The organism is Micromonospora sp. NPDC049523, assembly GCF_040676775.1.
Lineage (GTDB): Bacteria > Actinomycetota > Actinomycetes > Mycobacteriales > Micromonosporaceae > Micromonospora_G.
Map to the genome: position 1 here is coordinate 519,552 of NZ_JBFAPP010000001.1, position 25,423 is coordinate 544,974.

Consider the following 25,423-nt stretch of genomic DNA (forward strand, 5'->3'; position numbering starts at 1 on the left):
GTCAGACATGCGGGCCGAGGTACTGATCGTCGGCGGTGGGCTCGGCGGTGTCGCCGCCGCACTCGCCGCGCTGCGGGCCGGCCGATCCGTGGTGCTGACCGAGGAGTACGACTGGCTCGGTGGCCAGCTCACCAGCCAGGCCGTGCCACCGGACGAGCACTCCTGGGTCGAGCAGTTCGGCGTGACGGCGAGCTACCGGTCACTGCGCGACGGCATCCGGGACTACTACCGCCGCTACTACCCGCTCACCGAACGGGCCCGGCGTACGGTCGCGCTCAACCCGGGCGCCGGGCACGTCAGCCGGCTCTGCCACGAGCCCCGGGTCGCGGTCGCGGTGATCGAGGCGATGCTCGCGCCGTACCTGGGTGCGGGGCGGTTGCGGCTGCTCCAGCCGTACCGGCCGGTGGGTGCCGACACCGACGGCGACCGGGTGACCGGGGTGACCCTGGCACACCGGGACAGCGACGAGCGGGTGCACGTGAGCGCCCCGTACGTGCTGGACGCCACCGAGACCGGCGAGTTGCTGCCACTGACCGGCACCGAGTACGTCACCGGCTTCGAGTCGCGGGCCGAGACCGGTGAGCCGAGCGCACCGGACGAGGCACAGCCGACCAACATGCAGGCCGTCTCGGTCTGCTTCGCGATCGACCACGTCGACGGCGACCACACCATCGACCGGCCGGCCCGGTACGACTTCTGGCGCGCGTACCAGCCGCCGTTCTGGGGGGACAGGATGCTGTCGTTCCGCTCCCCCAACCCGCGCACGCTGGAGATCTCCGAGCGGAGCTTCACCCCCAACCCGGACGACGACCCGTGGCTGGTCCAGGCCGACCAGCGGGTCAACGCCGGTGACGGCAACCTCTGGACGTTCCGCCGGATCGCCGCCCGGCGCTCGTTCCAGCCGGGCGCGTACGACAGCGACATCTGCCTGGTCAACTGGCCGATGATCGACTACTTCGAGAGTCCGGTGATCGACGTACCGGACCCGCAGCGGCACATCGCGGCGGCTCGGGAACTCTCCCTGTCGGTGCTCTACTGGCTGCAGACCGAGGCGCCCCGCGCGGACGGCGGGACCGGCTTCCCCGGGCTGCGGCTGCGCGGCGACGTCACCGGCAACGGCGGCATCAGCAACGGCGGCGACGTGTCGCACGGCGGGCTCGCCCAGGCCCCGTACATCCGGGAGGCCCGGCGGATCCGGGCCGAGTACACCGTCGTCGAACAGGACCTTTCCCTGGACGTACGCGGTGACAAGGGCGCGGCCAGTTACGCGGACTCGGTCGGCGTCGGCATGTACCGCATCGACCTGCACCCGTCGACCGGCGGGGACAACTACGTCGACGTGGCCTCGTGCCCGTTCGAGATCCCGCTCGGCGCCCTCATCCCCCGGCGGGTGGAGAACCTGCTGCCCGCCGGGAAGAACATCGGCACCACCCACATCACCAACGGTTCGTACCGACTGCACCCCGTGGAGTGGAACGTCGGCGAGGTCGCCGGCCTGCTCGCGGACTTCTGCCTGGCCCGGCGGGTCACCCCCCGCGCGGTGCGCTACACCCCCGGCCTGCTGGCCGACTTCCAGAACCGCCTCGCCGAGGACGGTGTCGAGCTGCGCTGGCCCGACGTCGCCGGCTACTGAGGGAGGACCTTGATGAAAACCCGGTTGACGGCCGTCGTCGCGCTCACCGCGCTGCTCGGCCTGAGCGCCTGCGGAGGCGGCGACAGCGGCGGCTCCGACGGCCCGGTCTCGCTGCGGATGACCACCTGGTCGGCGAACGAGGCCCACCTGAAGCTGTTCGACGAGATCGCCGCCGAATACCGCGCCACCCACCCGGACGTCACCGCGATCACCTTCGACCCGATCCTGTTCGAGAGCTACACCACCACCCTGACCACCCAGATCGCCGGCGGTAACCCGCCCGACCTGGCCTGGGTGCTGGAGAACGCGGCTCCCGACTTCGTCTCCTCCGGTGCGCTGGTGCCGCTGGACAGCACCCTCAAGGGCACCGACGGCTACAACTTCGACGAGCTGACCCCGGCCGCGACGAAGCTCTGGCAGCGCGACGGCAAGCTCTACGGCTACCCGTTCTCCACCTCACCGTTCGGCATCTTCGTCAACACCGACCTGGTCAAGGCCGCGGGTGCGAAGAGCCCGGCCGAGCTGATCGCCGCCGGCACCTGGAACTGGGACAACGCCATCGCCACCGCGTCCACCGTGGCGTCCAAGACCGGCAAGGCCGGTCTGGTCGTACGCGACTTCGACTACAAGGGCTGGGACAACCTCTCCACGGTGTGGACCGGTTGGGGTGCCCAGGCGTGGAGCGCGGACGGCAAGACCTGCGGTTTCGACGCCCCCGAGATGGTCGAGGCGATGACGTTCCTGCACGACGCCATCTTCACCGCCAAGGCGCTGCCCGGCCCCGGCACCGCCGCCGACTTCTTCGCCGGTGAGGCCGGCATGACCATCACCCAGATCTCCCGGGCGTCGCTGCTGGAGAAGCAGACGTTCGGCTGGGACCTGGTGCCGCTGCCGGCCGGCCCGAAGGGCGACTACTCGGTGATCGGGCAGGGCGGCATGGGGGTGCTGAAGAAGGGCAAGCACGCCGACGCGGCGGCCGACTTCCTGGCGTACCTGACCAACCCCACGAACTCGGCGAAGCTGGCGCAGTTCTTCCCGCCGCCGCGTACGCCGCTGCTCACCGCCGAGACGCTGGCCAAGACCAACCCGCTGCTCAAGCCGGAGCAGTTGCAGCAGGTGGTGATCGACGGGATCGCCAACGGGGTGGTCAAGCCGAGCCACAGCGGGCAGGCCGAGCTGAGCCAGGCCGTACGGGCGGCGCTCGATCCGCTGTGGAAGGCCGACGCCGACGTCAAGGGCGTACTCGACGGGGTCTGCTCGGCGATCAACCCGCTCCTGGGCAAGTAGGGGATCACCGATGCCGGTCCTGACGGACGACGCGGCGGGCCGGGTCGACACCCGGCCCGCCCCGGGCGAGAACCCGCCGCAGCGGCGCGCGTGGTGGACGTCGCGCCGGCGGGACCAGCTCGCCGGCCTGCTCTTCGTCACCCCACAACTTGTCGGTACGGCACTGTTCGTGCTGCTGCCACTGGGCCTGGTGGTCTGGTACAGCCTGCACGAGTGGAACGTGCTCGCCGACACCTTCGACTTCGTCGGTACGGACAACTACCGCAAGCTCGTCGACGATCCGAACCTGCCCTCGGTGTTGCGCTCCACCGCGTACTTCTCCGTCGGCCTGGTCGTGCTCAACCTCGGCCTGGCCCTGCTGCTCGCCGTCCTGCTCAACCAGAAACTGCGCGGCACGGTCGTCTTCCGTACGCTGTTCTTCTCCCCGGTGGTGGTCTCGCTCGTCGCCTGGACCATCGTGTGGGGTTTCCTGTTGCAGGACAACGGCGGCGTCAACGGCGTCGCCGGGATGGTCGGCGCGGACGGGCCCAACTGGCTGCGCGGCGAGTGGACCGCCATGCTGTCGGTGATCGTGGTGCAGGTGGTCAAGAACGTCGGCCTGAACATGGTGCTCTTCCTGGCCGCGTTGCAGGGCGTCCCGGCCGAGTTGTACGAGGCGGCCCGGGTCGAGGGCGCGAGCCGGTGGACCCAGTTCCGCCGGATCACCGTGCCGCTGATCAGCCCGACCATCCTGCTGACCTCGATCATCACGGTGGCCGGCGCGTTGCAGGTCTTCGCCCAGATCGCCGTGCTGACCCAGGGCGGGCCGGGCACCTCGACCACGGTGCTCGTCTACTACCTCTACCAGCAGGCGTTCCAGTTCCACCAGTTCGGGTACGGCTCCACGCTGTCCGTGCTGCTGTTCGCAATCGTGTTGACGCTGACCGTCGTGCAGTGGCGGATGCGCAGAAGGTGGGTCTTCCATGAACAGTAGGCTGCCGCTGCGGGCCCGGGTGGCGCTCTACGGCGTCATCTGCCTGCTGGCCGTACCGTTCGTCTTCCCGACCTGGTGGATGATCACCTCGTCGTTCAAACCGGTCGCCGACATCTTCGCCTTCCCGCCGTCGCTGTTCCCCGACGACCTGAGCTTCTCGGCGTACCGCCGGGTGTTCGAGTTGCAGCCGTTCGCCCGGCAGTACTTCAACAGCGCGTACATCGCCGCGGTGGTCACCGTCGGCACGCTCGCGGTGTCGGCCCTGGCCGGGTACGCGTTCGCCCGGATCCGCTTCCGTGGACAGCAGTTCCTGTTCCTGGTGGTGCTGGTCGGCCTGCTCATCCCCAGCGAGGTGACGATCGTGCCGCTGTTCCAGCTGTTCAACTCGGTCGGCCTGGTCGACACCCACTGGCCGCTGATCCTGGTGCCGATGCTCGGGGCGCCGAGCGTGCTGGCGACCTTCATCATGCGGCAGTTCTTCATCACCCTGCCGGCCGAGTTGGAGGAGGCAGCCCGGGTCGACGGGCTCGGCCGGCTGGCCACCTTCTGGCGGATCGCGCTGCCGCTGGCCCGGCCGGCGCTCGGCGCGGTGGCGATCTTCACCTTCCTGCACAGCTGGAACCTCTACCTGGAGCCGATCGTCTTCCTGTCGAGTCCGGAGAAGTTCACCCTGCCCCAGGCACTGACCCAGTTCGTCGACGCGTACGGCGGCCCGATGTGGGACGTACAGCTCTCGGCGGCGTCGATGACCGCGCTACCGGTGCTGGTGGTCTTCGTGCTCGCCCAGCGGCAGTTCATCGAGGGGTTGGCCCACACCGGGCTCAAGGGCTGACACCCGGCGGTGCGTTGGCGCGGCGGTCTCTACCGTCGCGCCAACGCACCGTCAGCGAAGCTCGCCTTCGAGCAGGCCCATGGTGAACTTGTCGTACCACGTGCCGTCCCGGCGGAACGTCTGGCGCAGCCTGCCCTCGTCGACGAAGCCCACCTTGCGGTAGACGTGGTGGGCGGCGTGGTTCTCGGCCACCACGGTCAACGTGATCTTGTGCAGGCGCATATTGTCGAAGCCGAACCGACAGACCGTACGCATCGCGTCGGTGGCGTAGCCCCTGCCCCAGTAGTCCTTCTCGCCGAGGTAGATGTCCAGGTCCGCGCAGCCGGTCTCCGGCTCGGCACCGTGCAGCCGGACCAGGCCGACGAGCTTGGCGTCCGCGATGACCTCGATCCCGAACAGCACGTCGCCGTACTCGTTGCGCGGGCGTTCCTGCATCCACGTGGTGACCCGGGCCAGCGTCTGGGCGTACCCGTCGTCCATCCAGCGCATGACCTCCGGATCGTGGTTCCACCGCCACAGCGCCTCGCCGTCCGACGGCTCCATCGCCCGCAGCTTCACCAGGTCCCCCAGTACGAACACGCTCGCCCCCGATACTCACAACCGCCCAGATCCGCCAGTGGTAGCACCGGCTCCAACTCGCCGTCAACGCGATTTACGGCTGTGCCGAGTCGCGGCCGGTTTCTCCCGACCGTGAGGCCGGGCCGGTGTCAACGAGCCGCGACGGCGTCGTCCGGTAGCGGGCGCGTGGGCAGGTCGCCCGGCTCGAAATCGGTGAGGTCGCGCAGGTGCCGGATTGGTGAGGCCAGCAGGATCAGTGGCATGCACCCGGCCGCGAGCACGAAGATCATCAGGGTGGTACGCCCACCGACCACCCCGGCGACGAGTCCGGCGACCAGACCACCGATCGGGATCGCACCCCAGGAGACGAAACGGACCGTGGCCATCACCCGGGACAGCAGTTCCGGCGGGCTGGCGATCTGTCGGTAGGTCCGGGTCACCACGCTGAGCACCACCACACCGACGGAGAAGACCACGTTACCGACGGCGAAGGCCACGAAGGCCAGCCAGCCGGTGCCGAGTGGGACGACGACCGCTCCGGCGACCGAGACGAATCCGACCACGATCAGGGCACGCGCGGTCCCGAGCCGGGCCGTTATCCGGTTGGTCGCAGCCGCGCCGATCAGCGTGCCCACGCCGTCCGCCGCCAACAGCAGGCCAACCAGCCCGGGCTCGGCGTGCAGCTCGCGTACGAGGTAGAGCGCGTAGAGCGCGTGCTGCGCCCCGCAGACGGTGTTCGCCGCGGTGGCGACCCACATGCACGGGCCCATCACCGGGTGGTGCACCACGAACCGCCAGCCCTCCCGGATCATCGCGCGCACCGGCGGCCAACGGTCGGGTGCCTCGACCCGTCGTTCCGGCAGGGTACGCAGCAGCAGGGCCGAGACCAGGTAACTCACGGCATCGACGAGGAGGGTCGGCACCGCGCCGAGCACCTGGACGATCAGACCACCGACCGACGGTCCGCCGAGCTGCGTGCTGGCGTGGGTGCCGGAGGTCAGGCTGTTGCGGGACTGCAACTGCTCCCGGCTCACGATCGACGGCAGGAAGGTGGAGTTGGCGACGTCGAAGACGACGTTCGCGAAGCTGGTCACCAGGGCCACCACCACCAGTTGGGTGACCGTCAGCCGGTCCGTCCACCAGGCCACCGGGATCGAGACGACCGCCACCGCACGGGCGAGGTCGGCGGCGATCTGGGTCCCGCGCATCGGCAGTCGCTGCACCATCACCCCGGCGGGAAGCCCGATCACGATCCAGGCGACGTAACTCGCGGCGACGATCAGACCCATCTCGAACGCGGAGGCGTCGAGCACCGTCAACGCCGTCAGCGGCAACGCCACCGCGCCGACCGCCGAACCGAGCCCGCTGGTGGTCCCGGCCGTCCACCACCGCCAGAAGACACCCCCGCCACCGGCACTCTCGACCGTCATCCCGCACCCTCCCCGAGTGAGTTCCAGAATGAAACGCACTATAGTCGAGGGCATGAAGCGCGCGGATCTGGCCGACGCCGACTGCGGCATCGCGCAGGCGCTCGGCGTGATCGGCGACTGGTGGACGTTCCTCGTCGTACGCGACATCGCCGGTGGCACGACCCGCTTCGACGCCCTCCAGCGGGAGTTGGGAGTCAGCCGCCGCGCCCTGGCCGAGCGCCTGGCCAGCCTCGTCGCGCACGGGGTGCTGGAGAAGCGGGCCTACTCCGCCCACCCGCCCCGCTACGACTACCTGCTCACCACCAAGGGCGAGGGCCTGCTGCCGGCGCTGATCGCTTTGCAGGACTGGGGCACCAGACACGTGATGGGTGACGGGACGGTGACCGCGACCAGCGCGGACGGTTCCGCCGAAAGTCACCGCGTACACGAATTGGTTGGTCGGAAGCTGCCGGACGTCGTGCTGGCGCGGCACGACGGGGAGCCGGTCGTCCTCCAGGAACCGGGCGGCGACTGGAGCGTGCTCTACTTCTTTCCCGGCGCCTTCGCTCCCGGCACCCAGGGCTACCCGCCCGGTTGGGCCGACATCCCCGGTGCGGCCGGCTGCACCCTGGAATCCCTCACCTACGCGTCCCGTTTCGGCGACTTCGAGGCGGCCGGCGCCACCGTCCGGGGCATCAGCACCCAGCGACCGGACGAGTTGGCCGCCTTCGTCGCGCATGCCCGGCTGCCGTACCCGCTCCTGTCGGACCAGGACAGCAAGCTCGCGGCCGGGCTGCTGCTGCCGACGTTCCGGGCGGCCGGCGTCGACCGCTTCAAACGCATCACCCTGCTGGCCGACCCCGACTCGATCATCCGCGCGACGCAGTTCCCGATCACCGACCCGGCCGGCTCCGTCGACGAAATGCTCGCCCTCGTCCGCGGTCGGTGACAGGGTACGAGGGTCCACCGCACCCGCCGCGCACGCGTCGCGGCGGACCGACGAGAGGAATCCCCGGCATGACCCGCCCACCCAACGGTCACCTGTCGCCCACCGCCACCGGCATCGATCTCGTGCTCAGCCGGACGTTCCACGCGCCGATCGAGGACGTCTGGGCCAGTCTCACCGAGTCCGAGCGCACGGCCGGGTGGTTCGGCCCGTGGCAGGGCGACCCGGCGCCGGGCCGCACGATCCGGGTGCAGCTGGCGTACGAGGAGGACACTCCCTGGTCCGAGATGATGATCGAGGCGTGCGAACCGCCGCGCCGGCTGGCCCTGTCGACCGTGGACGAGGCCGGCTCGTGGCGCCTGGAGTTGCTGCTGGACGAGGCCGACGGCAGCACCGAACTCCAGCTCGTACACCACCTGACGAGCGTGGAAGGGGTGGGCGAGGTCGGCCCCGGCTGGGAGTACTACCTGGACATGCTCGCAGCCGCGCGCGACGGATCGCCCACCCCGGTCTTCGACGACTACTACCCGGCGATGAAGCCCTACTTCGACGGACTCACCGCCCACGCCGCCCGGAGCTGAGCCGGCGGGTCAGCCGACCGGCACGGCCGTCCCGTGGTAGCGCCGCGCCGCGTTGAGGTAACGGGTGATCCGGTTCTGCGCCGGGTCGGGGTCGAAGACGACCGTCAGCAGTACGTCCATGCCGAGACCGACCGGGGTGTCGAGGTGCTCGTAGTACCGGCGGGCGAACTGCCGGTAGTGGTTGTCGAGGATGGACGTGTCGCCGTACCCGGGCGGCAGGCTCATGTTGTCCTCGAAACCGCCCGAGACCGCCTGCAAGGCGAACTCCTCCGCCGCGTCGTCCGGCGAGAGCGTCTGGATCGGCGCCCGCTCCGGCTTGAACAGCGGCAGGCTCTCCGCGAGGCTCCCCTCCCCCAGCAGGTCGTCGGCGACCAGCCGGGCGATCATCGGTGAGCAGTGGAACCCGTCGCGGTAGGTGCCGGTCGCGAACAGCAGCCCCTCGATCGACGTACGGCCGATGAGCGGGTAACCGTCGACCGTGGCGGGTCGGTTGCCGACCAGCCACCGCTCGATGTCCGACTTGTAGATGCGCAGGTCCAGTTGCTCGTACACGCACTGCAGCAGGAACGAGCTCTGGCCGAGGTCGGCCTGGGTCTGCGGCTCGTCGTAGAGGGCGTTCGTCGCGCCGACGTACTCCAGTCCGTCGCCGAGCGGAAGCACGTGCAGGCCGCAGGCGCCGGAGCGGGTCGGCGTACGGACCACGCCGGTGAAGCCGCCGTCGGTGGTACGCCGGGTCAGGGCCGCGATGCCCTTGCCGGCCAGCATCAGCGGAACCGCACCGAGCGGCAGTACGTCGAGCAGCTTGCCGCTGAACGAACCGGCCGCCACCAGGACCGTACCGGCCGCGATGGTTCCGCCGTCGGCCAGCCGTACGCCGGTGGTCCGACCACCCTCGGTCAGGACCTTCGTGACCTCCCGGTCCTCGGCGCGTACGCCGAGCGCCGCGGTCGCCGACTCCAGCGCGGAGAGCACGCTGCGCGCGTCGATCGCCCCCTCCCTGGGGATGTGTAGGGCCCGCAGCGGCCGTGCCCGTGGCACCGGGCGCATCGACGGCACGTCCCGCGGATCGATCTCCTCGTACGGCTCGTCGTACTTGGTCAGCGCCGCCTGGAGCGCGGCGAAGTTCTGGTCGTCGAGGGTGCCGGAGACGGCGTTGTAGACGACCGTGGTGCCGTGGCTGAGCGAGCGGTCCATGTCCACGTCGCCGGAGGCCAGCTTCAGCTCGTCGATCCAGGCCGGCCACCGGTCCAGGGCGTCGCGGCAGAGTTGGAACTTCGCCTCGCCCGCCGCCGACAGCAGCGTGTACTTGGTGATCTCGCCGAACGTGTTGAGCATGGCTCCGGCGGCCGCCGACGCCGCGCCCGAGCGGTGCCGCGGCCCGCAGACCACGATGCGCAGGTGCCCGGCCCGGCGGGCCAGTTCGTACGCGATGGAAAGGCCGACAACACCGTTGCCGACGACGACCACGTCGGCCGGTCGTTCTTCGGTCATGGTGCTACCTCCAGGCTTTGTCCGGGCATTGGTCCGCGCGCTCCGGCCGTCCGACACCAGTGGACGACGCACGCCGAATCGATCTCCCCCAGCATCCCGACCGGCCGTACGGCGCTGCATCTCCGACGGTGCGGGGTGGGCATTTCGGACCGCACGGCAGAAGACGCCCGAGCCTCACGGCCAGTCCTACGGTGGTCACACACGGCCCGGCGGCACCCGACAGCCGACGACAAGGGGATGGGGCTCGACGTGACCACAACGGAACTGAGCGCGGCGCAACAGGCGTCGGCCCACGCACTCGAGGATCTCGACCGGCGCCACCTCGTGCACCCGCAGCAGTCCGGCGCCAACCCCGACCGGCTGGTCATCGTCCGGGGCGACGGCTCCAGCGTCTGGGACGTGCACGGGCGGGAGTACCTGGACATCTGCGGCTCCGGCAACTGGGCCTGCCAGGTCGGCCACGGACGGGAAGAACTCGTGACGGCCGGCGCCGAGCAACTCGGCCGGCTGGCGTACTTCTCGGGCTTCTTCGGTTTCTCCAACGACAAGGCGGTCCGGCTCGCGACCCGGCTGATCGAACTGGCTCCGGACAACATGGAACGGGTCTTCTTCACCTCCGGCGGCTCCGAGGGCGTCGAGACCGCGATGAAGGTGTCCCGGCTGTTCCACCACCATCGCGGCCAGCCGGAACGGACCTGGTTCATCTCACGCAACCTGGGATACCACGGCGCCACCTACGGCAGCGGCACGCTGACCGGCTTCCCCGGCATGCAGGAGGGCGTCGGACCGAACCTGCCGCACGTCGCCAAGGTCTCGCCGCCGTACCTGTACCGCGCCGCCGAGATGTACGGCACCACCGAGGATCCCACCGACTTCCTGCTGCGCGAACTCGACGACACCATCCGGGAGATCGGCCCGGACCGGGTGGCGGCGATGATCGGCGAGCCGGTGATCGGCGGCGGCGGCATCCTGGAGCCGCCGGCCGACTACTGGCCCCGGGTACGCGAACTGCTCAGCCGGTACGGCATCCTGCTCATCGCCGACGAGGTGGTGACCGCGTTCGGCCGGACCGGATCGTGGTTCGACTCGCCCGACCGTGGCATGGCGCCCGACATCATCGTCACCGCCAAGGGCCTGACCAGCGGTTACGCCCCGCTCGGCGCGGTGCTGATGAGCGCGGAGGTCGGCGGTACGGTCGCCGGTGACGACGTCGTGTTCGGCCACGGCCACACGTACTCGGCCCACCCGACCGCGTGCGCCATCGCGCTGGCCAACCTCGACGTGATCGAGAAGGACGGCCTGGTCGAGCGGGCCCGGGTGATCGAGGACTGGCTCCGCGAGGATCTCGCACCCCTGACCGGCCTGCCGCAGGTCGGCGACGTACGGGTGGTGGGTGCGACGGCCGGCATCGAACTGGTCACCGACCACGCCACCCGCGAGCCGCTGATGGGCGACCCGGTGACCACCGAGTTGCAGCACAAGCACGGCGTCATCTGCCGCGCGTACGGGCCGACGATCGTGCTCTCCCCACCGCTGGTGATCGAGCGCGACCAGCTCCGCCGCGCCGGTGCCGCCCTCACCGAGGTGATCTCCCGGCTGCTGCCCGACGGTCGGATCACGGCATGAGGCAGCGCAGCGACTACGTCATCGTCGGCGGCGGCTCGGCCGGATGTGTGCTGGCCGCGCGGCTGAGCGAAAACCCGCGGGTACGCGTCTGCCTGGTCGAGGCCGGCCCGATGGACACCGCCGACACCATCCGGATCCCGCTCTACGGTGGCCAGCTACTGCGTACGCACCTCGACTGGGACTACGACACGCACGACGAACCGGCCCTGCACGGCCGCCGGCTGTACCTGCCCCGGGGTCGGGTGCTCGGCGGCAGCAGCGCGATGAACGGGATGGTCTACATGCGGGGCAACCCGCTGGACTACGACGGTTGGCAGCAGCCGGGCTGGTCGTTCGCGGACCTGCTGCCGTACTTCCTGCGGTCCGAGGACAACGAGCGAGGCGCCTCGGCGTACCACGGGGTCGGTGGCCCGCTCGCGGTTGCCGACGGCCGCTCCAACAACCCGATCACGAGCGCGTTCGTCGAGGCCGCCGGGGAGGCTGGGTTCCCGGCCAACTCCGACTTCAACGGGGAAAGCCAGGACGGTTTCGGCCGATACCAGCTCACCCAGCGCAACGGCGAACGGTGCAGCAGCGCGGCCGCGTACCTGCGTCCCGTACTGGCGCGGCCCAACCTGACGGTGCTGACCAACGTGCAGGTGCAGCGGATCACCTTCACCGGTGACCGGGCCACCGGTGTGGTGGGTACGCTGCTGGACGAGTCCGTGGAGGTCGCCGCGGAACGCGAGGTGATCCTCTGCGCGGGCGGGTACAACTCGCCGCAACTGCTGATGCTCTCCGGGATCGGCGACGCGGCCGAACTCGTCGCGCTCGGCATCCCGGTGGTGCTCGACCAACCGGAGGTCGGCCGGAACCTGCAGGACCATCCGCAGGTCAACCTCGTCTACACCCACTCGCAGCCGGTGAGCCTGCTGACCGCCGGGGAGCCGGAACACCTGCGGGAGTACAACGAGCACCGCACCGGGCCGTTGAGCTCCAACGTGCCGGAGGCCGGCGGCTTCATCCGTACGGATGCCACGCTGGCCGCGCCCGACGTGCAGTTCCATGCCTGCCCGCTGATGATCACGGACGCCGGCATGGCACCGCCGACCGCGCACGGGATCTCGTTCGGGCCGTGCCTGCTCACCCCGCGCAGTCGCGGGAGCGTCACCCTCGCCTCGCCGGCCCCGACCGCGAAGCCCCGCATCCGGCACGACTACTACAGCGAAGACAGCGACCTCGCGGTGATGGTCGCGGGGGTACGGGCCGGGTTGGAGATCGCCCGTCAGGGTGCGCTGGGCCTCTACACCGAGCAGCCCGTACGGGCACCGGAGTCGGAATCCGACGACGACGTACGCGAGTTCGTCCGGCGCAACACCCAGACGCTGTTCCACCCGTCCGGCACCTGCGCGATGGGCACCGTGGTCGACGCCGACCTGCGCGTACGCGGGGTGCAGGGGCTGCGGGTGGTGGACGCGTCGGTGATGCCAACGGTGGTACGCGGCAACACGAACGCACCGGTCATCGCGATCGCCGAACGGGCGGCGGACCTGATCCGGGGCATCACCGCCCCGGCGCCGGCACAGGCGCTCTCGGCCGCCGCCGGCCGGGATCGTTGACACCGGCCGGGACCGTTGACGCCGGCCGGGATCGTTGACGCCGGCCGGGATCGTTGACGGCGGCCGGGGAAACCGGACAGCCATTCCAGACGGGGGTAGGACACGCGCATGACCACCAGCCGAGAACTCCACCTGATCACCCGCCCGCCGGGCACCCTGCCGGTCCCCGGCGAGCTGGCCATGGTCGAGGTGCCGGTACGGGCGCCCGGCCCCGGTGAGGCCGTGGTCCGCAACCTGTTCATGGCCATCGACCCCGGCCTGCTGCTGCGGATGCGATCGATCGAGGGTGAGGAACCCGAGTTCGACCTCGGTGGACCACCGTGGGGGCACGCCATCGGTGAGGTGGTCGAATCGGCCGCACCCGGCCTGCGCCCCGGCGACCTCGTGCTGCACCGCCTCGCCTGGCGGGAGTACGCGGTCGCCGACGCCGAGCAGTTCCAGGTGCTCGACCGCGACCTGTACCCGTCGGTGTCGAACCACCTCAGCTCGGCCGTGGTGGCGTACGTCGGGCTGCACCAGATCGAGCTGCGGCCCGGCGACACCGTGCTGGTGTCCAGCGCGGCCGGGGCGGTCGGCAGCATGGCCGGCCAGTTCGCCCGGGTCTGGGGCGCCGGCCGGGTCATCGGCAGTGTCGGATCCCCGGAGAAGGTCGAGTTCGTCACCAAGACCCTCGGCTTCGACGAGGCCTTCGACTACCACGACGGGTGGCCCGACCTCGGCGGCATCGACGTCTACTACGACACCGTGGGTAGCTGGCAGTTGGAGGCGGCCATCGGTGCGATGAACCCACACGGGCGGATCGTGCTCTGCGGTGGGACCGAGCAGCAGCACACCGGGCAGGCGTACGGCATCAGGAACATGCAGCTCGCCATCGAGAAACGGCTGACCCTGCAGGGCTTCACCACCGACGACCACCTGGACCTGTTCCCCCGGTTCGATCGCGAGTTCTCCGCGCTGGTCGCGAACGGTGACGTGGTCCTCGCCGAGACGATCGTCGAGGGCGGCCTCGACCAGCTCATTCCCGCGGTGCAGGCCCAGCTCGAAGGGGCTTACCTCGGCAAGGTGCTGCTGCGATTCTGACAACCCGATCCGCGGCCGGAAGGAAAGACCATGACAGCGTACGGAAGGGACCCGAAGGTTTCGGTTGTCATCCCGACGTACAACCGGCGCGAGCTGCTGCACAACACGCTGCTCCAGCTCACCCGGCAGAGCCTCCCACCGGACGAGTTCGAGGTTGTCGTCGCCGACGACGGTTCCACCGACGACACCAGGGCGGTGGTCGACCAGTTCCGTGACCGGCTCCGGCTGGCCTACTCCTACCAGGAGGACCTGGGCTTCCGCGCCGGCACCGCCCGCAACGCCGGTGCCCGGTTGGCGACCGCGCCGGTGCTGGTGTTCCTGGACACCGGTGCACTGGCCAGCCCCCGGTTCCTGGAGCACCACCTGCGGTTGCACGAGTTCCCGCAGCGGCACCGGATGGCCATCGGCTACTGCTACGGCTACAACCCGGACGAGCCGATGGAGGGCATCGGGGAGGTGCTCGACCGGCTGACGCCGGAGCAGACGGTCGCGGAACTCGGCGACCTGCCGGCGTTCCGGGACCTGCGGCACGACTCGATGCTGCGCTGCGACTTCGACCTGGGCCGCAGGGCCCAGCCGTGGAGCCTGACCTGGACCATCAACTGCTCGATCAGGGCAGACGACTTCTGGGCGGTCGACGGCTTCGACGACACGTTCGTCGGTTGGGGCGCCGAGGACCTCGAACTCGCGTACCGGCTGCACCGCAACGGTGTGACGTTCCACTTCGACCGCGACGCCTGGGTGATCGAGACGCCGCACGAGCGCAACTGGGACATCCTGGAGGCGTCGTTCCTGCGCAACATGGAACGGTTCCTCGACAAACACCGCGAGCCGGAGATCGAGATCGGCGTACGGCTGGTCGCCAAGTTCCGCGTACTGGACTGGTCGGACTGTCAGGGCGAGTTGCTGGAGTGGACCCGCAAGGCACACGGCCTGGACGTCTCCGGCGAGATCGCGTACGCCCTGCGGAACAGCGAGCCCGGCGAGCGGGTGGCGGTGTTCGGCTGCGGGGCAGCGGTTCCCGCCACGGTCGCACCGGCCGTGCTGCTGGACTTCGACCGCGAACTGCTCGACGCGGCGTTGGCCGACGGGCGGCACACCGGCTACCACGCGGTCGGGCTACTGACGCCGCTGCCGGACCAGTCGGTGGACACCGTCGTGATCACCTCACGCCTGTCCGGCCTGCGCACCGAATGGAACACCGACCTGCTCGCGGAGGCCCACCGGATCGGCCGCCGCGTGATCGACGCCGGCGACTGGTGAGGCCGGGCGCGGCCCGTACCCAGCCGGGGTTCCGACCGGGTACGGGTTCGCGTCGTCACCGGTACGCGGCCGCCTGGATGCCGAACAGTTCGGCGTAGAGCCCGCCGTTGGCCATCAGCGCGTCGTGCGGACCGGACTCGACCACCCGACCGTCCCGGACCACCACGATGAGGTCGGCCATCCGTACGGTGGAGAACCGGTGCGAGACGAAGAGGGTGATCGTCCCCGTCGTCGCCGCGGCGAGCCGGGCCTGCTCGGCGTACCGCTCGAACAGCGCGTGCTCGGCCTCCGGGTCGAGTGCGGAGGTCGGCTCGTCGAGCACGAGCAGCAGCGGGGTCGGCCGCATGAGTGCCCGGCCCAGCGCCACCTTCTGCCACTGCCCACCGGAGAGTTCCGCGCCGTCGGCGTACGACTTGCCGAGTTGGGTACGCACACCGTCGGTGAGCTGCTCCAGTACGCCGGTGGCGTGCGCCCGGTCCAGCGCGTCGCGTACCGCCTCCTCCGACGACACCCGGGGCAGGTCGCCGACGCCCACCGCGTGCTGCACCGTCAACTCGTACCGGACGAAGTCCTGGAAACCGGCGGCGATCCGCTCCCGCCACTGCTCGACCGGCACCCGGCGCAGGTCCGTACCGTCCAGCAGGACCTGGCCGGACGTCGGCTGGTAGAAGCCGCAGAGCAGCTTGACCAGGCTGGTCTTCCCGGCCCCGTTCTCGCCGACGATGGCGACCGTGGCGCCGGCCGGCAGGGTGAGGTCGACGTCGCGCAGCGCGTAGGTGTCCGTCCCCGGGTAGGCGAAGCTCACCCCCTGCAACGTCAGCCCGGTGGACAGTCGCGCGGGCGGAGCCTGGTCCGCGGGCAGCGGCTCGTCGGGGGTGACCGAGGCCCGCAGGCCGGCGAGCCGGCGGTACGCGCTGGACATCCGCTGCAGGTCGCGCAACAGGCTCACCGCCGCGCTCACCTGCTGGTTCACCTGGACCGCGAGGGTCAGTACGAGCACCACGTCGCCCACCCCGCGCCGCCCGACGATGGTGTCCCGTACGACGAGCAGCACCGCACCGACGTACGCCAGCGCGAACACGACCTGACCCGCCGCCCGGATCCAGGTGGCCATCGCGTGCCCGCGCCACAGGCCGTCGGTGGCGCCCTGCCACAGCTCGGTGTGGCGGCGCAGCAGCTCGTCGCGCAGCCCGAAGACCCGCAGCTCACCGGCGAACTGGGCGGAGGTGGAGAGCTGGAACAGGTGCAGCGCGCCCCGGGTCTGCTCGGCCGTGCGCGTCTTGGTCCGGTCCAGGATCCGTTCGGCGATCCGTCCCGTGACCAGCGGTGGTATGGCGGCGAGCGGCAGCAGGAGCAGCCACGGGTTCGCCGTGGCGAGCAGGATCGCGGTGAGCACCACCGCCAGCGCGAGGCCGAGGCTGTTGAGCAGTGCCTCCAGCCCGGCCTGGTACTGCCTGCTCTCCTGGGCCAGTACGGTCAGCGCGTCGGCCTGTTCGTGCCGCTCGTGGTGTTCGATGCCGGGCGAGCCGTTGGAAACCGCGATGAGCTGCTCGTCGAAGTCGAGCTCGGCGAGTTCGGACAGCTCGAAGTAGGCGATGTGGGCGAAGTGGGCGAAGGTCAGGCTCATGATGGCGAGCACCGCGACGATGCTTCCGGCCACCGCGGCCTCGGCGGCCCGACCGGCGAAGATGTCGTCCGCCATCCGGCCGAGCGCCGCGGCGAGCAGCGGTGCCGCCGCGGCACCGCTGACCATCAGCAGCACCGAGATGATCGTCTTGCGCCGGTCCATCCGCCAGGCGGTGGTCAGCATGTTCCACGACCCGGCGAGCACGTCTCTCACTCCACCACCGCCTCGATCTTGTCGGCGCGGGCGTCGGTGAACCGGTCGCCCTGCAGTCGGAACAGTTCGGCGTAGCGCCCGTCCTCGGCCAGCAGCGTCTCGTGGCTGCCCTGTTCCAGGACTCGACCCTGTTCGAGCACCACGATCAGGTCGGCGTGGCGCACGGTGGAGAACCGGTGCGAGATCAGCAGCGTGGTCGCGCTCTCGGTGAGCCGGGCGAACTCGTCGAAGAAGTGCGCCTCGGCCCGGATGTCGAGGCTCGCGGTCGGTTCGTCGAGCACCAGTACGCGCGCACCGTGCCGCAGCGCGAACAGCGCGCGGGCCAGCGCGACCCGCTGCCACTGGCCGCCGGAGAGTTCGGCCCCGCCGGACAGGTGGCGGGCCAGCGGGGTGTCCAGTCCACGGGGCAGCCGGTCCAGGGCGTCGACGATGCCGACGTCGGCCGCGGCGGCCCGGATTCCGGGCGAGTCGTCGAGGTGCCCGACGGCGCCGTACGCGATGTTGTCGGCGGCGCTCGCCTCGTACCGGGCGAACTGCTGGAAGATGACGCCGAGCCGGGTACGCCACTGCTCGATCGGGTACGACCGGATGTCCACCCCGTCAACGCGTACGGTGCCGCTCGTCGGCTCGTACAGCCGGGCGAGCAACTTGACCAGCGTGGTCTTGCCGGCACCGTTGAGCCCGACGATCGCGGTGCAGGCCCCGACCGGGATCCTCAAGTCCAGCCCCTCGAAGACCGGCCGGTCCTGGCCGGGGTAGCGGAACGTCACGTTGTCGAAGTGGATCGTGCCCTGTGGCTCCGGCACCGTACGCCCGGTCGGGCCGACGTCGGATCCGGCCTGCGGCCCGGGTGTGACAGCGGGGTAGCCGCGCACGCTGCCGGCGAAGCGCTGCACGGCGTCGTAGGCGAGCATGCCGATGGTGGTCTGCAGGTCGGACTCGGGGTAGTACTCCCCCAACCGCAACGCCGCCAGTGCCGACTGCACCACCAGCGCGAACGTGACCAGCGAGAACGTCTCCGTCGAGGCGGACCCGATCGCCGCGAACACGGCGACGGTGACCAGCAGCCCCCAGGTGGCGAACCAGACGAACGGCCACATGTAGACATGGCGGCGTGCCGACCACATCGGTTTCAGGAACTCGATGGTGACCTGGCGTAGCCGCTGTCCCAGCCAGTTGGCCAGGCCGAAGATGCGGATCTCCTTGCCGGCTGCCGGCTGGATGGCGAGCTGCCGCAGGTACTCGATCTCACGCTCGTACGCGTCGAGCGTGATCCGCTTGCGCGCGTACCTGCGCAGGCCGCCGCGTTGGCCGTAGCGGAACATCAGCACGGTGACGGTCAGCCCGGCGGCGGCGAGCCAGGAGAAGGCCACCCCGATCACCACGGCGTAGCCGAGGAGTTGCAGATACTTCGGGATCAGTGCCAGTGCGCCGGCGCACGCCTGCCCCGGACTCTGCACCCCGAACTGCAGCTCGGTGGCGGCCAACCGCAGCTCGCCCAGCACCCGCTGGTCCTCCAGCGGCGCGATCCCCGGGCTGCTCAGCGATGCCGACATCAGCTCGCGGAACATCTGCCCGTCGATCCGGCGGGCGACCAGCTCGGACAGCGAGGTCACCAGCGGGGCGAGGATCTGCTGGCCGACGAACGCGGCGGCGCCGAGCACGAAGACCGTGACCAGCGACCGCCACGCCGACGAGGACAGCCCACCCTCGACGGCCGCCGGCACCCGGCCGAGCACGACACTCGTCGCGATGACGAAGGCGACGGGCAGCGCGCCGAGCACGACGTTGACCAGCACCAGGCCGCCGACCAGCCCGGCACCGGCCCGCCGGGACAGCCGCAGGATGGCGATCCTGGCCGCGACCAGCTCGCGCAACGTCTCCGGAGGCAGCGCTTCGCTCACCTGGATACGCCCTGCGCCAGGTAGTCCGCGCAGCTCGGCAGCCCGCGTTCGACGATGATGTCGTTGATGTTGAATGGGTGGATGTCCGGGCTGCCCTGCATCAACGCGGCGATCGGGGTGCCGTACTTGCGGGCGATGTACTGGTAGTTGCCCGCCGCGGCCTCCTCGTTCTTGTCGAAGTCCTTGTGGTGCGGGTAGTGGATGGCGCTGGCGTCGCGGGCGAGGACGAACCGGGCACCGGCCCGGTGCAGGCGGTACGCGAGGTCGATGTCCTCGCCACCCCAGCTCTGGAACACCTCGTCGAACAGGCCGACCTCACGCAGTTCCGCCGTACGCGCGGAGACGTTGCACGTCCACCAGATGACCCACGGCGCCGGCAGGTCGTTGAACTCGTCGGTGTGCTGCTCGTAGAAGATCTCCCGCAGGTCGAGCCAGCGCTGCTCCGCCGCGAACCGGGCGATCGTCGCGTCCGGGTCGCGTACGTCGATGTCCTTGCGCATCTGCTCGGCGTCCTCGTCGGTCACGTCGAAGCAGTAGACGTAACCGGTGACCGCGACCGGGCCGGTGACGCTGTCCAGGGCCGCCACGTGCGCGGCCACGCAGCCGGAGTGCAGCAGCACCCCGGCGTCGACGAAAACGCACCGCTCAGAGCGCGCGTTGCGGATGCCGACGTTGCGCGCCTTCGCCACCCGCCAGCCCTCGTCGGGCTGGAAGAAGTAGCGCAGGTTGAGCCGGTCGGAGAAGGTCTCGACCAGGCTCCTGGTCCCGTCACTGGACCCGTCGTCGATGACCAGGACCTCGAACCGGTCGAGCGGCAGGTTCTGCCGGGTGAGCGACTCCAGGGTGTGGCGCAGCATCTCCTCCCGGTTGTAGGTGGAGACGATGACGCTGCATTCCAGGGCATCGGTCACGGCTGTTCCTCGATCAGGTGGGGGGCGTACTTGTCGTGGTGGCGCAGCCACCCGTTCATCTCCTCGAGCCGCGGCTTGCCCTGCGGGGTGAAGTCGAGCAGGGTGTCGGTGCCGTGCAGCACGGTCGGGCCGTCGCTGTAACCGGAGTACGTGTGGTAGACCGTGCCGTTCTGCTGGACGAAGACACTCAGGCCGCTCTGCTCACCCTGGGTCACCCACTCCTCGCCGTTGCGGACGAGGGTCTCCTTGTCCTGGTAGTTGTACTCGACCGGGGCGACGTCCTCGTCCTGGGTGACGTGGAAGTCGTAGTTGAAGTCGCTGCCGAACGACGAGTACCACGGCATCGTCCAGCCCATCCGGGACCTGAACTGCTCGATCTTGGCGTACGGCGCACGGGAGACGAGCGCGAACGTGGTGTCCCTGCGGTGCAGGTGGGTCAGGTTGCCGATGCTGTCCACCAGGTACGAGCAGAACTTGCAGCCGGCGTCCCAGGCGGGGTCGAACATGAAGTGGTACACGACCAACTGGCCGCGTCCCTCGAAGAGCGCCGGCAGGGTCACCTTGCCGTCCGGCCCCTCGAACACGTACTCCTTGTCGACCTCGACCACCGGCAGCGCCTGCCGCTCCGCGCTGACCTCGGCCAGCGCCCGCGCGGCCTGCTCCTCGTTGGCGAGCAGCCGTTTGCGGGCCGCCAACCAGGCGTCCCTCGATACCACTTGGATGTCACCCATACCGGTTCCCCTTCTCGACGTGCCTCCCGGTGGAGGCTCCGTAGATAGGTCGGAGCGAAGGACCGGTTGGCGACGTGCCTGCGGTTGAATTTTTTGCCGTGGATCTGCGGCCCGGGGCGCGCCGCGCGCGGTCGCGCCCCGGGCCGACGAAATCAGATGTACGACGTGTTGGGGTCCAGCCCGCACAACACCCGCCCGTACACCTCCATGTTGGTGTTCGGGTGCATGAGCGCGTGCAGGTTGAGCGTCTGGATGTCCCGCTCGATGCGTTGGATCGGCACGTCGGCGTAAACCGACGAACCGCCGCTGGCCGTGTTGAGGATGTCGACCGCCTGCTTGGCGAGGCTGAACACCCGGCCCAGCGCGGCGCGGGCGCTGGCTCGCTCGATCAGGCTCCACGGCTGCGCGCTGACCGTCTTGGCGTCGAGGCTGGTCACCAGCCGGGTCGCGTGGAAGTCCGCCTCGTCGATCAGCATCGTCGCCTCGGCGAGTTGGAAGTGGGTCAGCGGTGCCTCCCGCTGGCTGGCGTACTCGGTGTAGGTGATCTTCTTGCCGGGCAGCCGCTCCATGAAGTTGTCCCTGGCCGCACGGGCGAGGCCGACCGCGGTGCCGGCGAACGAGGCACACCCGGTCGCGATCATCGGCGACCGGTACAACGGCAGCTCGGCGTTGGCGGCCGAGGCGTACTGCCCCTGCAGGATCGAAGCCATGGGCAGGACCCGCTCGGCGGGGACGAACACGTCCCGGGCGACGGTGGTGACGCTCCCGGTCCCCCGCAGCCCCGCGGTGAACCAGTCGTCGACGATCTCCAGGTCCGACAGCGGCACGACGGCCATCACCGGCCACTGGCCCGCCCCGTCCGGGGTGGGAGCCATGGCGATCACGAGCTGCCACTGGCTGTGCCGAGCGCCGCTGATGAAGCGCCACTGGCCGTCGACCACGAAGCCGCCGTCGCGCGGCACCGCCAGCGCGGTCGGGCTGAGCACCCCGCAGACCCGGGCGTCCGGGGTGGAGAAGACCTCGTCCTGCACCTGGTCCGGGAACAGCCCGGTCAGCCAGGCACACATCGACCAGACCGCGCTGTTCCAGGACGCGGATCCGTCGCCGAGTCCCACCTGGGCGACCACCTGGTACATGGTGGCCGCGTTCGACTCGTAGCCGCCGTAGCGGGTCGGCACCCGCATCCGGTAGACACCGGCGGCGCCGAGCGCTTCCAGCACCTCGTCGTGCAGGCGCCTGTTCTCGTCCGTCCAACGTGCGTGCGTACGGAGGACGGGTACGGCCTCCGCGACACGGGTCAGCAGGTCCGTGTCGGATCGGGGTTGGGTGGTCAGCGTCATTGTGTCCTCCGAAGGTCGTGGCGACGCCGCGGGTCGACGTACGTTCTGTCGGGGTCCCGGTCGGCCGGAGCGCCCAGTTGACGATTGTGGACGCATCGGTGCCCGAGAGGGGGACCGCGAGGCCGGCAACCCGCCGATTTTTCGGGATACGACACTGTCCCGGGTCGATCGCCACCTAATGGATCATCCCGCCAATGGAGTGTCGACCTCACCACCGCCCGACCCGACCACGCAATCTGCTCCTTGGTCGCTCAGGCGGCCTGCTCGGGCTGTTTTTCCCTGCTCCGAGCCTTGCAATGCCAGCGGTGACCTGGCACCTTCAAGCGTGCGATCTCCGGGTGTTCGTCCCACCTTGCGCGGTCCGCCCAGTGAGTCCCTTACGGACGCAGACGCCCGCCGACCGCGTGGGTGGCTGGTACATTCCTGTCGGTTACCGGTGCTCGAAGAGGTGGGACGGACATTGAAGTACCTGCTGATGGTCTGCGTTGACGAGTCGATCGAGCTGACCCCCGAGGAAGACGCCGCCGAAATGGAGGCCGTCGGCGCCTGGGTCCGGGAAATGGACGCCCGTGGTGTACGCGTACTGGGCGATCGTCTGCGCCCGGTCAGTGATGCCACCTCGATCCAATTGCGAGGCGGCGACCTGTTGATCTCCGACGGTCCGTTCGCCGAGACGAAGGAGCAGATGGCGGGCTTCGATGTGATCGAGTGCGCCGACCTGAAGGAGGCGATCGAGGTGGCGTCGAAGCACCCGGGAGCCAAGCAGGGCACCATCGAGCTGCGGCCGTTCTGGCCGGAGGAGTGACCGCGAGCCGACCAGCTCAGCCGCCGGCCGCCCCGACGGTGTCGACGACCACCCTGGTGGCGCGTTCCTCCAGATAGCGCCGCTCCAGCACGTTTGTCGTGAGGCGGGCGGCCAGGGCATAGGCGGATCGCGCCGCCTCCTGCTCGCCCGCCATCTCCAGCAGGTGCGCGCGGGTCGCCTCCAGGCGATGGTGTCCGGCCAACCGGTCGTCCGCGGTCAGGCTCTGCAGCAGGCCGAGCGCCGCACGTGGCCCGTGCACCATCCCCACCGCCACCGCGCGGTTGAGTGCCACCATCGGGCCGGGCGCCATCCGTTGCAGCAGGTCGTACAGGCCGAGGATCTGCGGCCAGTCGGTGTCCTGCGCCCGCGTCGCCTCGGCGTGCACGGCGGCGATCGCCGCCTGCAACTGGAACGGCCCGGCCGACCCGCGTGGCAGCGTACGGGTCACCAGCGCCACTCCCTCCCGTACGGCCGCTTGGTCCCACCGGCTGCGGTCCTGTTCGTCCAGTGGGATCAGGCTGCCGTCCGGCCGGGTACGCGCCGGGCGGCGGGCATCGGTGAGCAGCATCAGCGCGAGCAGGCCGGCCACCTCGCCGTCGTCCGGCTGTAGCCGGTGCAGTTCGCGGGTGAGCCGGATCGCCTCGCCGGTCAGGTCGTCGCGCTGCAACTGCGGGCCCGAGGTGGTGGTGTACCCCTCGTTGAAGATCAGGTAAAGCACGTGCAGGACAACCCGCAGCCGGGCCGGCCGCTCCTGCTCGGGAGGCAGCTCGAACGGGACACCGCTGGCCCTGATCCGCTGTTTGGCCCGGCTGATGCGCTGTTTCATGGTGGGCTCGGCGGTCAGGAACGCGCGGGCGATCTGCTCGGTGGACAGGCCACCGACCGCGCGCAGCGTCAGGGCGGCCTGGGAGGCGGGTGACAGCGACGGGTGGCAGCACATGAAGAGCAGGATCAGAGTGTCGTCGGAGTTCGGCGGTTGGTCCGCGTCCGGTCCCGGTACCCACTGCCGGTCCGACGGCTGCAATGCCGCGTCCGTCACCTCACGGCGACGGCGGGCCACCTCGCTGCGGTACTGGTCGGTGAGCCGACGCGAGGCGACCGTGATCAACCAGCCCGCGGGGTTGTCGGGCACGCCGTCCGCGGACCACTGAAGAGCCGCCGCGAGCAGCGCGTCCTGGACCGCGTCCTCGCACGTGTCGATGCCGCCGTGACGCCGGACCAACGTGCCGAGAACCTGCGGCGCCAGCCGACGGAGCAGATCGTCGACCTCGTCATCGGTCTTCATCGTCCCATCATGCAACGCCGGCACGGCGCACCCTCGGAGGTGCTGGTCACAAAACGCGCTGGCTACCGTGAAGCGAACGAGCGATCAAGACGCGCCTGTGCGAAAGGCGTGGTTTCGCGCCGCTGACGTGCGAACTCTTCGGCGTACCTGGGAGCAGAGGAGTGCCTGATGGAGCCGTTCCGCATCGAGATTCCCCAGGACGCCCTCGACGACCTGCGGCGTCGGCTGGCGGCCACCCGGTGGCCGGACCAGGTGCCCGGTAGCTGGGAGCGCGGGGTGCCGCTGGACTACCTGAGGGAGCTGGCGGAGTACTGGCGGACGAGCTACGACTGGCGGGCGGCCGAGGCGCGGCTGAACGAGCTGCCGCAGTTCGTCACCGAGATCGACGGCACCAACGTGCACTTCGTCCACGTCCGCTCGCCCGAGGCGGACGCCGTACCGCTGATCATCAGCCACGCGTGGCCGGGATCCATGGTGGAGTTCCTCGACGTCGTCGGCCCGCTGACCGACCCGCGGGCCCACGGCGGCGACCCGGCGGAAGCCTTCCACGTGGTCATCCCCTCCATTCCGGGCTTCGGTTTCTCCGGCCCGACCGCCGGACCCGGCTGGGGCATCGACCGCATCGCCGCCGCGTGGGCGGAGCTGATGCGCCGCCTCGGCTACGACCGCTACATCCCGCAGGGCGGCGACATCGGCAACTGGATCACGCTGGCCCTGTCCGGGTCGGACCCCGACCACATCCTCGGTACGCACCTGAACTTCCTGATCACGCCACCGCCCGCGGACCCGGCCGAGCTGGCGGGGCTGACCGAGGTGGAACTCGCCCGGCTCGACCTGCTCCCCGTCTTCCTCGGTGACCTCTCCGGGTACATGCAGATCCAGGCCACCCGGCCGCAGACGCTGGCGTACGGCCTGACCGACTCACCGGTCGGGCAGCTCGCCTGGATCATCGAGAAGTACTGGGAGTGGACCGACTCGGCCAAGTCCCCCGAGGACGCGGTCGACCGGGACAGGCTGCTCACCAACGTGATGATCTACTGGTTGACGGCGACCGCCGGCTCCTCCGCCGGGTTCTACTACGAGATGGCCGACCGGCTACCGACCGCCGTGCCGCCACCGCCGACGCCACCACCACTGCCGGTACGCCTCGGGGTGGCGGTCTTCCCGCGCGACCTGGCCCAGCCCGTACGGCACTTCGCCGACCAGGCGTTCCCGAACATCGTGCACTGGAGCGAGTACGACCGGGGCGGCCACTTCGCCGCCCTGGAGCAGCCCGAACTGTTCGTCGCCGACCTGCGGAAGTTCCGCAGGACACTGACCCGGTAGCCGT

Annotated in this window: 21 protein-coding genes; 12 read left to right on the plus strand and 9 right to left on the minus strand. The window is 70.1% G+C overall.

What is annotated here, in order from left to right; translation table 11 throughout:
- Positions 1-7: 7 nt before the first annotated feature.
- Genes AB0J90_RS02340 through AB0J90_RS02355 form a run of 4 tightly spaced genes read left to right on the plus strand, consistent with a single transcriptional unit; the run spans position 8 to position 4,725 of the window.
- Complete coding sequence (locus AB0J90_RS02340; RefSeq protein WP_363591397.1) at positions 8-1,633, plus strand: FAD-dependent oxidoreductase; 1,626 nt, start codon at positions 8-10, stop codon at positions 1,631-1,633.
- 12 nt (positions 1,634-1,645) lie between these two features.
- Complete coding sequence (locus AB0J90_RS02345; RefSeq protein WP_363591294.1) at positions 1,646-2,920, plus strand: sugar ABC transporter substrate-binding protein; 1,275 nt, start codon at positions 1,646-1,648, stop codon at positions 2,918-2,920.
- Positions 2,921-2,930: 10 nt separating this feature from the next.
- A complete protein-coding gene (locus tag AB0J90_RS02350) occupies positions 2,931-3,893 on the plus strand; it encodes a sugar ABC transporter permease (protein WP_363591296.1) in 963 nt (320 codons plus the stop codon).
- The gene (locus tag AB0J90_RS02355; RefSeq protein WP_363591298.1) at positions 3,883-4,725 is read left to right on the plus strand and encodes a carbohydrate ABC transporter permease; all 843 of its coding nucleotides are present in this window, start codon (positions 3,883-3,885) and stop codon (positions 4,723-4,725) included. The genes AB0J90_RS02350 and AB0J90_RS02355 overlap by 11 nt, the downstream gene beginning before the upstream one ends.
- A 51-nt stretch (positions 4,726-4,776) precedes the next feature.
- Here AB0J90_RS02355 and AB0J90_RS02360 read toward each other — a convergent pair whose 3' ends face one another.
- Entirely contained in the window at positions 4,777-5,304 is a 528-nt protein-coding gene (locus AB0J90_RS02360; protein WP_363591300.1) for a GNAT family protein, read from the minus strand.
- 128 nt (positions 5,305-5,432) lie between these two features.
- Positions 5,433-6,713 carry an MFS transporter gene (locus AB0J90_RS02365; protein WP_363591302.1) on the minus strand — a complete coding sequence of 427 codons (1,281 nt, stop codon included), beginning with the start codon at positions 6,711-6,713 and terminating at the stop codon, positions 5,433-5,435.
- Between the two features lie 52 nt (positions 6,714-6,765).
- Here AB0J90_RS02365 and AB0J90_RS02370 point away from each other — a divergent pair, with 52 nt between their 5' ends.
- Both AB0J90_RS02370 and AB0J90_RS02375 read left to right on the plus strand, forming a co-directional pair.
- Positions 6,766-7,641: a winged helix-turn-helix transcriptional regulator gene (locus tag AB0J90_RS02370; protein ID WP_363591304.1), complete on the plus strand. Its 876-nt coding sequence runs from the start codon at positions 6,766-6,768 to the stop codon at positions 7,639-7,641.
- A 68-nt stretch (positions 7,642-7,709) separates the two neighbouring features.
- Positions 7,710-8,219, plus strand: coding sequence for an SRPBCC family protein (locus AB0J90_RS02375; RefSeq protein WP_363591306.1), 510 nt, complete (start codon positions 7,710-7,712; stop codon positions 8,217-8,219).
- 9 nt (positions 8,220-8,228) lie between these two features.
- Here AB0J90_RS02375 and AB0J90_RS02380 read toward each other — a convergent pair whose 3' ends face one another.
- Positions 8,229-9,710, minus strand: coding sequence for an FAD-dependent oxidoreductase (locus AB0J90_RS02380; RefSeq protein WP_363591308.1), 1,482 nt, complete (start codon positions 9,708-9,710; stop codon positions 8,229-8,231).
- 249 nt (positions 9,711-9,959) lie between these two features.
- Between AB0J90_RS02380 and AB0J90_RS02385 the strand changes: the two genes are divergently transcribed.
- The 4 genes from AB0J90_RS02385 (at position 9,960) to AB0J90_RS02400 (ending at position 15,277) form a co-directional block, all read left to right on the plus strand.
- Positions 9,960-11,336: an aspartate aminotransferase family protein gene (locus AB0J90_RS02385; RefSeq protein WP_363591310.1), complete on the plus strand. Its 1,377-nt coding sequence runs from the start codon at positions 9,960-9,962 to the stop codon at positions 11,334-11,336.
- On the plus strand, positions 11,333-12,934 hold the full coding sequence (locus AB0J90_RS02390) for a GMC family oxidoreductase N-terminal domain-containing protein (protein ID WP_363591312.1): 1,602 nt from the start codon (positions 11,333-11,335) through the stop codon (positions 12,932-12,934). Before AB0J90_RS02385 ends, AB0J90_RS02390 begins: the two co-directional genes overlap by 4 nt.
- A 108-nt stretch (positions 12,935-13,042) precedes the next feature.
- The gene (locus AB0J90_RS02395; protein ID WP_363591314.1) at positions 13,043-14,014 is read left to right on the plus strand and encodes an NADP-dependent oxidoreductase; all 972 of its coding nucleotides are present in this window, start codon (positions 13,043-13,045) and stop codon (positions 14,012-14,014) included.
- Between the two features lie 30 nt (positions 14,015-14,044).
- On the plus strand, positions 14,045-15,277 hold the full coding sequence (locus tag AB0J90_RS02400; protein ID WP_363591316.1) for a glycosyltransferase: 1,233 nt from the start codon (positions 14,045-14,047) through the stop codon (positions 15,275-15,277).
- A gap of 55 nt (positions 15,278-15,332) precedes the next feature.
- Here AB0J90_RS02400 and AB0J90_RS02405 read toward each other — a convergent pair whose 3' ends face one another.
- From AB0J90_RS02405 to AB0J90_RS02425, 5 genes are all read right to left on the minus strand, one after another.
- Positions 15,333-17,117 (minus strand): ABC transporter ATP-binding protein, encoded by a 1,785-nt coding sequence (locus AB0J90_RS02405; RefSeq protein WP_363591318.1) that lies wholly within the window; start codon positions 17,115-17,117, stop codon positions 15,333-15,335.
- Positions 17,114-19,021, minus strand: a complete 1,908-nt coding sequence (locus tag AB0J90_RS02410; RefSeq protein ID WP_363591320.1) for an ABC transporter ATP-binding protein — start codon at positions 19,019-19,021, stop codon at positions 17,114-17,116. The genes AB0J90_RS02405 and AB0J90_RS02410 overlap by 4 nt, the downstream gene beginning before the upstream one ends.
- Positions 19,018-19,932 (minus strand): glycosyltransferase, encoded by a 915-nt coding sequence (locus tag AB0J90_RS02415; RefSeq protein ID WP_363591322.1) that lies wholly within the window; start codon positions 19,930-19,932, stop codon positions 19,018-19,020. Before AB0J90_RS02415 ends, AB0J90_RS02410 begins: the two co-directional genes overlap by 4 nt.
- Positions 19,929-20,663 (minus strand): DUF899 domain-containing protein, encoded by a 735-nt coding sequence (locus tag AB0J90_RS02420; RefSeq protein WP_363591324.1) that lies wholly within the window; start codon positions 20,661-20,663, stop codon positions 19,929-19,931. The genes AB0J90_RS02415 and AB0J90_RS02420 overlap by 4 nt, the downstream gene beginning before the upstream one ends.
- A gap of 152 nt (positions 20,664-20,815) precedes the next feature.
- The gene (locus AB0J90_RS02425) at positions 20,816-22,003 is read right to left on the minus strand and encodes an acyl-CoA dehydrogenase family protein (RefSeq protein WP_363591326.1); all 1,188 of its coding nucleotides are present in this window, start codon (positions 22,001-22,003) and stop codon (positions 20,816-20,818) included.
- 460 nt (positions 22,004-22,463) lie between these two features.
- Here AB0J90_RS02425 and AB0J90_RS02430 point away from each other — a divergent pair, with 460 nt between their 5' ends.
- Positions 22,464-22,808 carry a YciI family protein gene (locus AB0J90_RS02430; protein WP_363591399.1) on the plus strand — a complete coding sequence of 115 codons (345 nt, stop codon included), beginning with the start codon at positions 22,464-22,466 and terminating at the stop codon, positions 22,806-22,808.
- 16 nt (positions 22,809-22,824) lie between these two features.
- On the opposite strand, the gene AB0J90_RS02435 is transcribed toward AB0J90_RS02430, so the two are convergent.
- Positions 22,825-24,093, minus strand: coding sequence for a DUF6596 domain-containing protein (locus AB0J90_RS02435; RefSeq protein ID WP_363591328.1), 1,269 nt, complete (start codon positions 24,091-24,093; stop codon positions 22,825-22,827).
- Positions 24,094-24,261: 168 nt separating this feature from the next.
- Between AB0J90_RS02435 and AB0J90_RS02440 the strand changes: the two genes are divergently transcribed.
- Entirely contained in the window at positions 24,262-25,419 is a 1,158-nt protein-coding gene (locus tag AB0J90_RS02440) for an epoxide hydrolase family protein (protein WP_363591330.1), read from the plus strand.
- Positions 25,420-25,423: the final 4 nt, after the last annotated feature.

Bases quoted from the DNA above. Each gene is read 5' to 3' on its own strand.
- AB0J90_RS02390 (WP_363591312.1), top strand. From the start codon at position 11,333: ATGAGGCAGCGCAGCGACTACGTCATCGTCGGCGGCGGCTCGGCCGGA.
- AB0J90_RS02395 (WP_363591314.1), top strand. From the start codon at position 13,043: ATGACCACCAGCCGAGAACTCCACCTGATCACCCGCCCGCCGGGCACC.
- AB0J90_RS02340 (WP_363591397.1), top strand. From the start codon at position 8: ATGCGGGCCGAGGTACTGATCGTCGGCGGTGGGCTCGGCGGTGTCGCC.
- AB0J90_RS02345 (WP_363591294.1), top strand. From the start codon at position 1,646: ATGAAAACCCGGTTGACGGCCGTCGTCGCGCTCACCGCGCTGCTCGGC.
- AB0J90_RS02350 (WP_363591296.1), top strand. From the start codon at position 2,931: ATGCCGGTCCTGACGGACGACGCGGCGGGCCGGGTCGACACCCGGCCC.
- AB0J90_RS02400 (WP_363591316.1), top strand. From the start codon at position 14,045: ATGACAGCGTACGGAAGGGACCCGAAGGTTTCGGTTGTCATCCCGACG.
- AB0J90_RS02365 (WP_363591302.1), bottom strand. From the start codon at position 6,713: ATGACGGTCGAGAGTGCCGGTGGCGGGGGTGTCTTCTGGCGGTGGTGG.
- AB0J90_RS02420 (WP_363591324.1), bottom strand. From the start codon at position 20,663: ATGGGTGACATCCAAGTGGTATCGAGGGACGCCTGGTTGGCGGCCCGC.
- AB0J90_RS02440 (WP_363591330.1), top strand. From the start codon at position 24,262: ATGGAGCCGTTCCGCATCGAGATTCCCCAGGACGCCCTCGACGACCTG.
- AB0J90_RS02435 (WP_363591328.1), bottom strand. From the start codon at position 24,093: ATGAAGACCGATGACGAGGTCGACGATCTGCTCCGTCGGCTGGCGCCG.
- AB0J90_RS02380 (WP_363591308.1), bottom strand. From the start codon at position 9,710: ATGACCGAAGAACGACCGGCCGACGTGGTCGTCGTCGGCAACGGTGTT.
- AB0J90_RS02375 (WP_363591306.1), top strand. From the start codon at position 7,710: ATGACCCGCCCACCCAACGGTCACCTGTCGCCCACCGCCACCGGCATC.
- AB0J90_RS02370 (WP_363591304.1), top strand. From the start codon at position 6,766: ATGAAGCGCGCGGATCTGGCCGACGCCGACTGCGGCATCGCGCAGGCG.
- AB0J90_RS02355 (WP_363591298.1), top strand. From the start codon at position 3,883: ATGAACAGTAGGCTGCCGCTGCGGGCCCGGGTGGCGCTCTACGGCGTC.
- AB0J90_RS02425 (WP_363591326.1), bottom strand. From the start codon at position 22,003: ATGACGCTGACCACCCAACCCCGATCCGACACGGACCTGCTGACCCGT.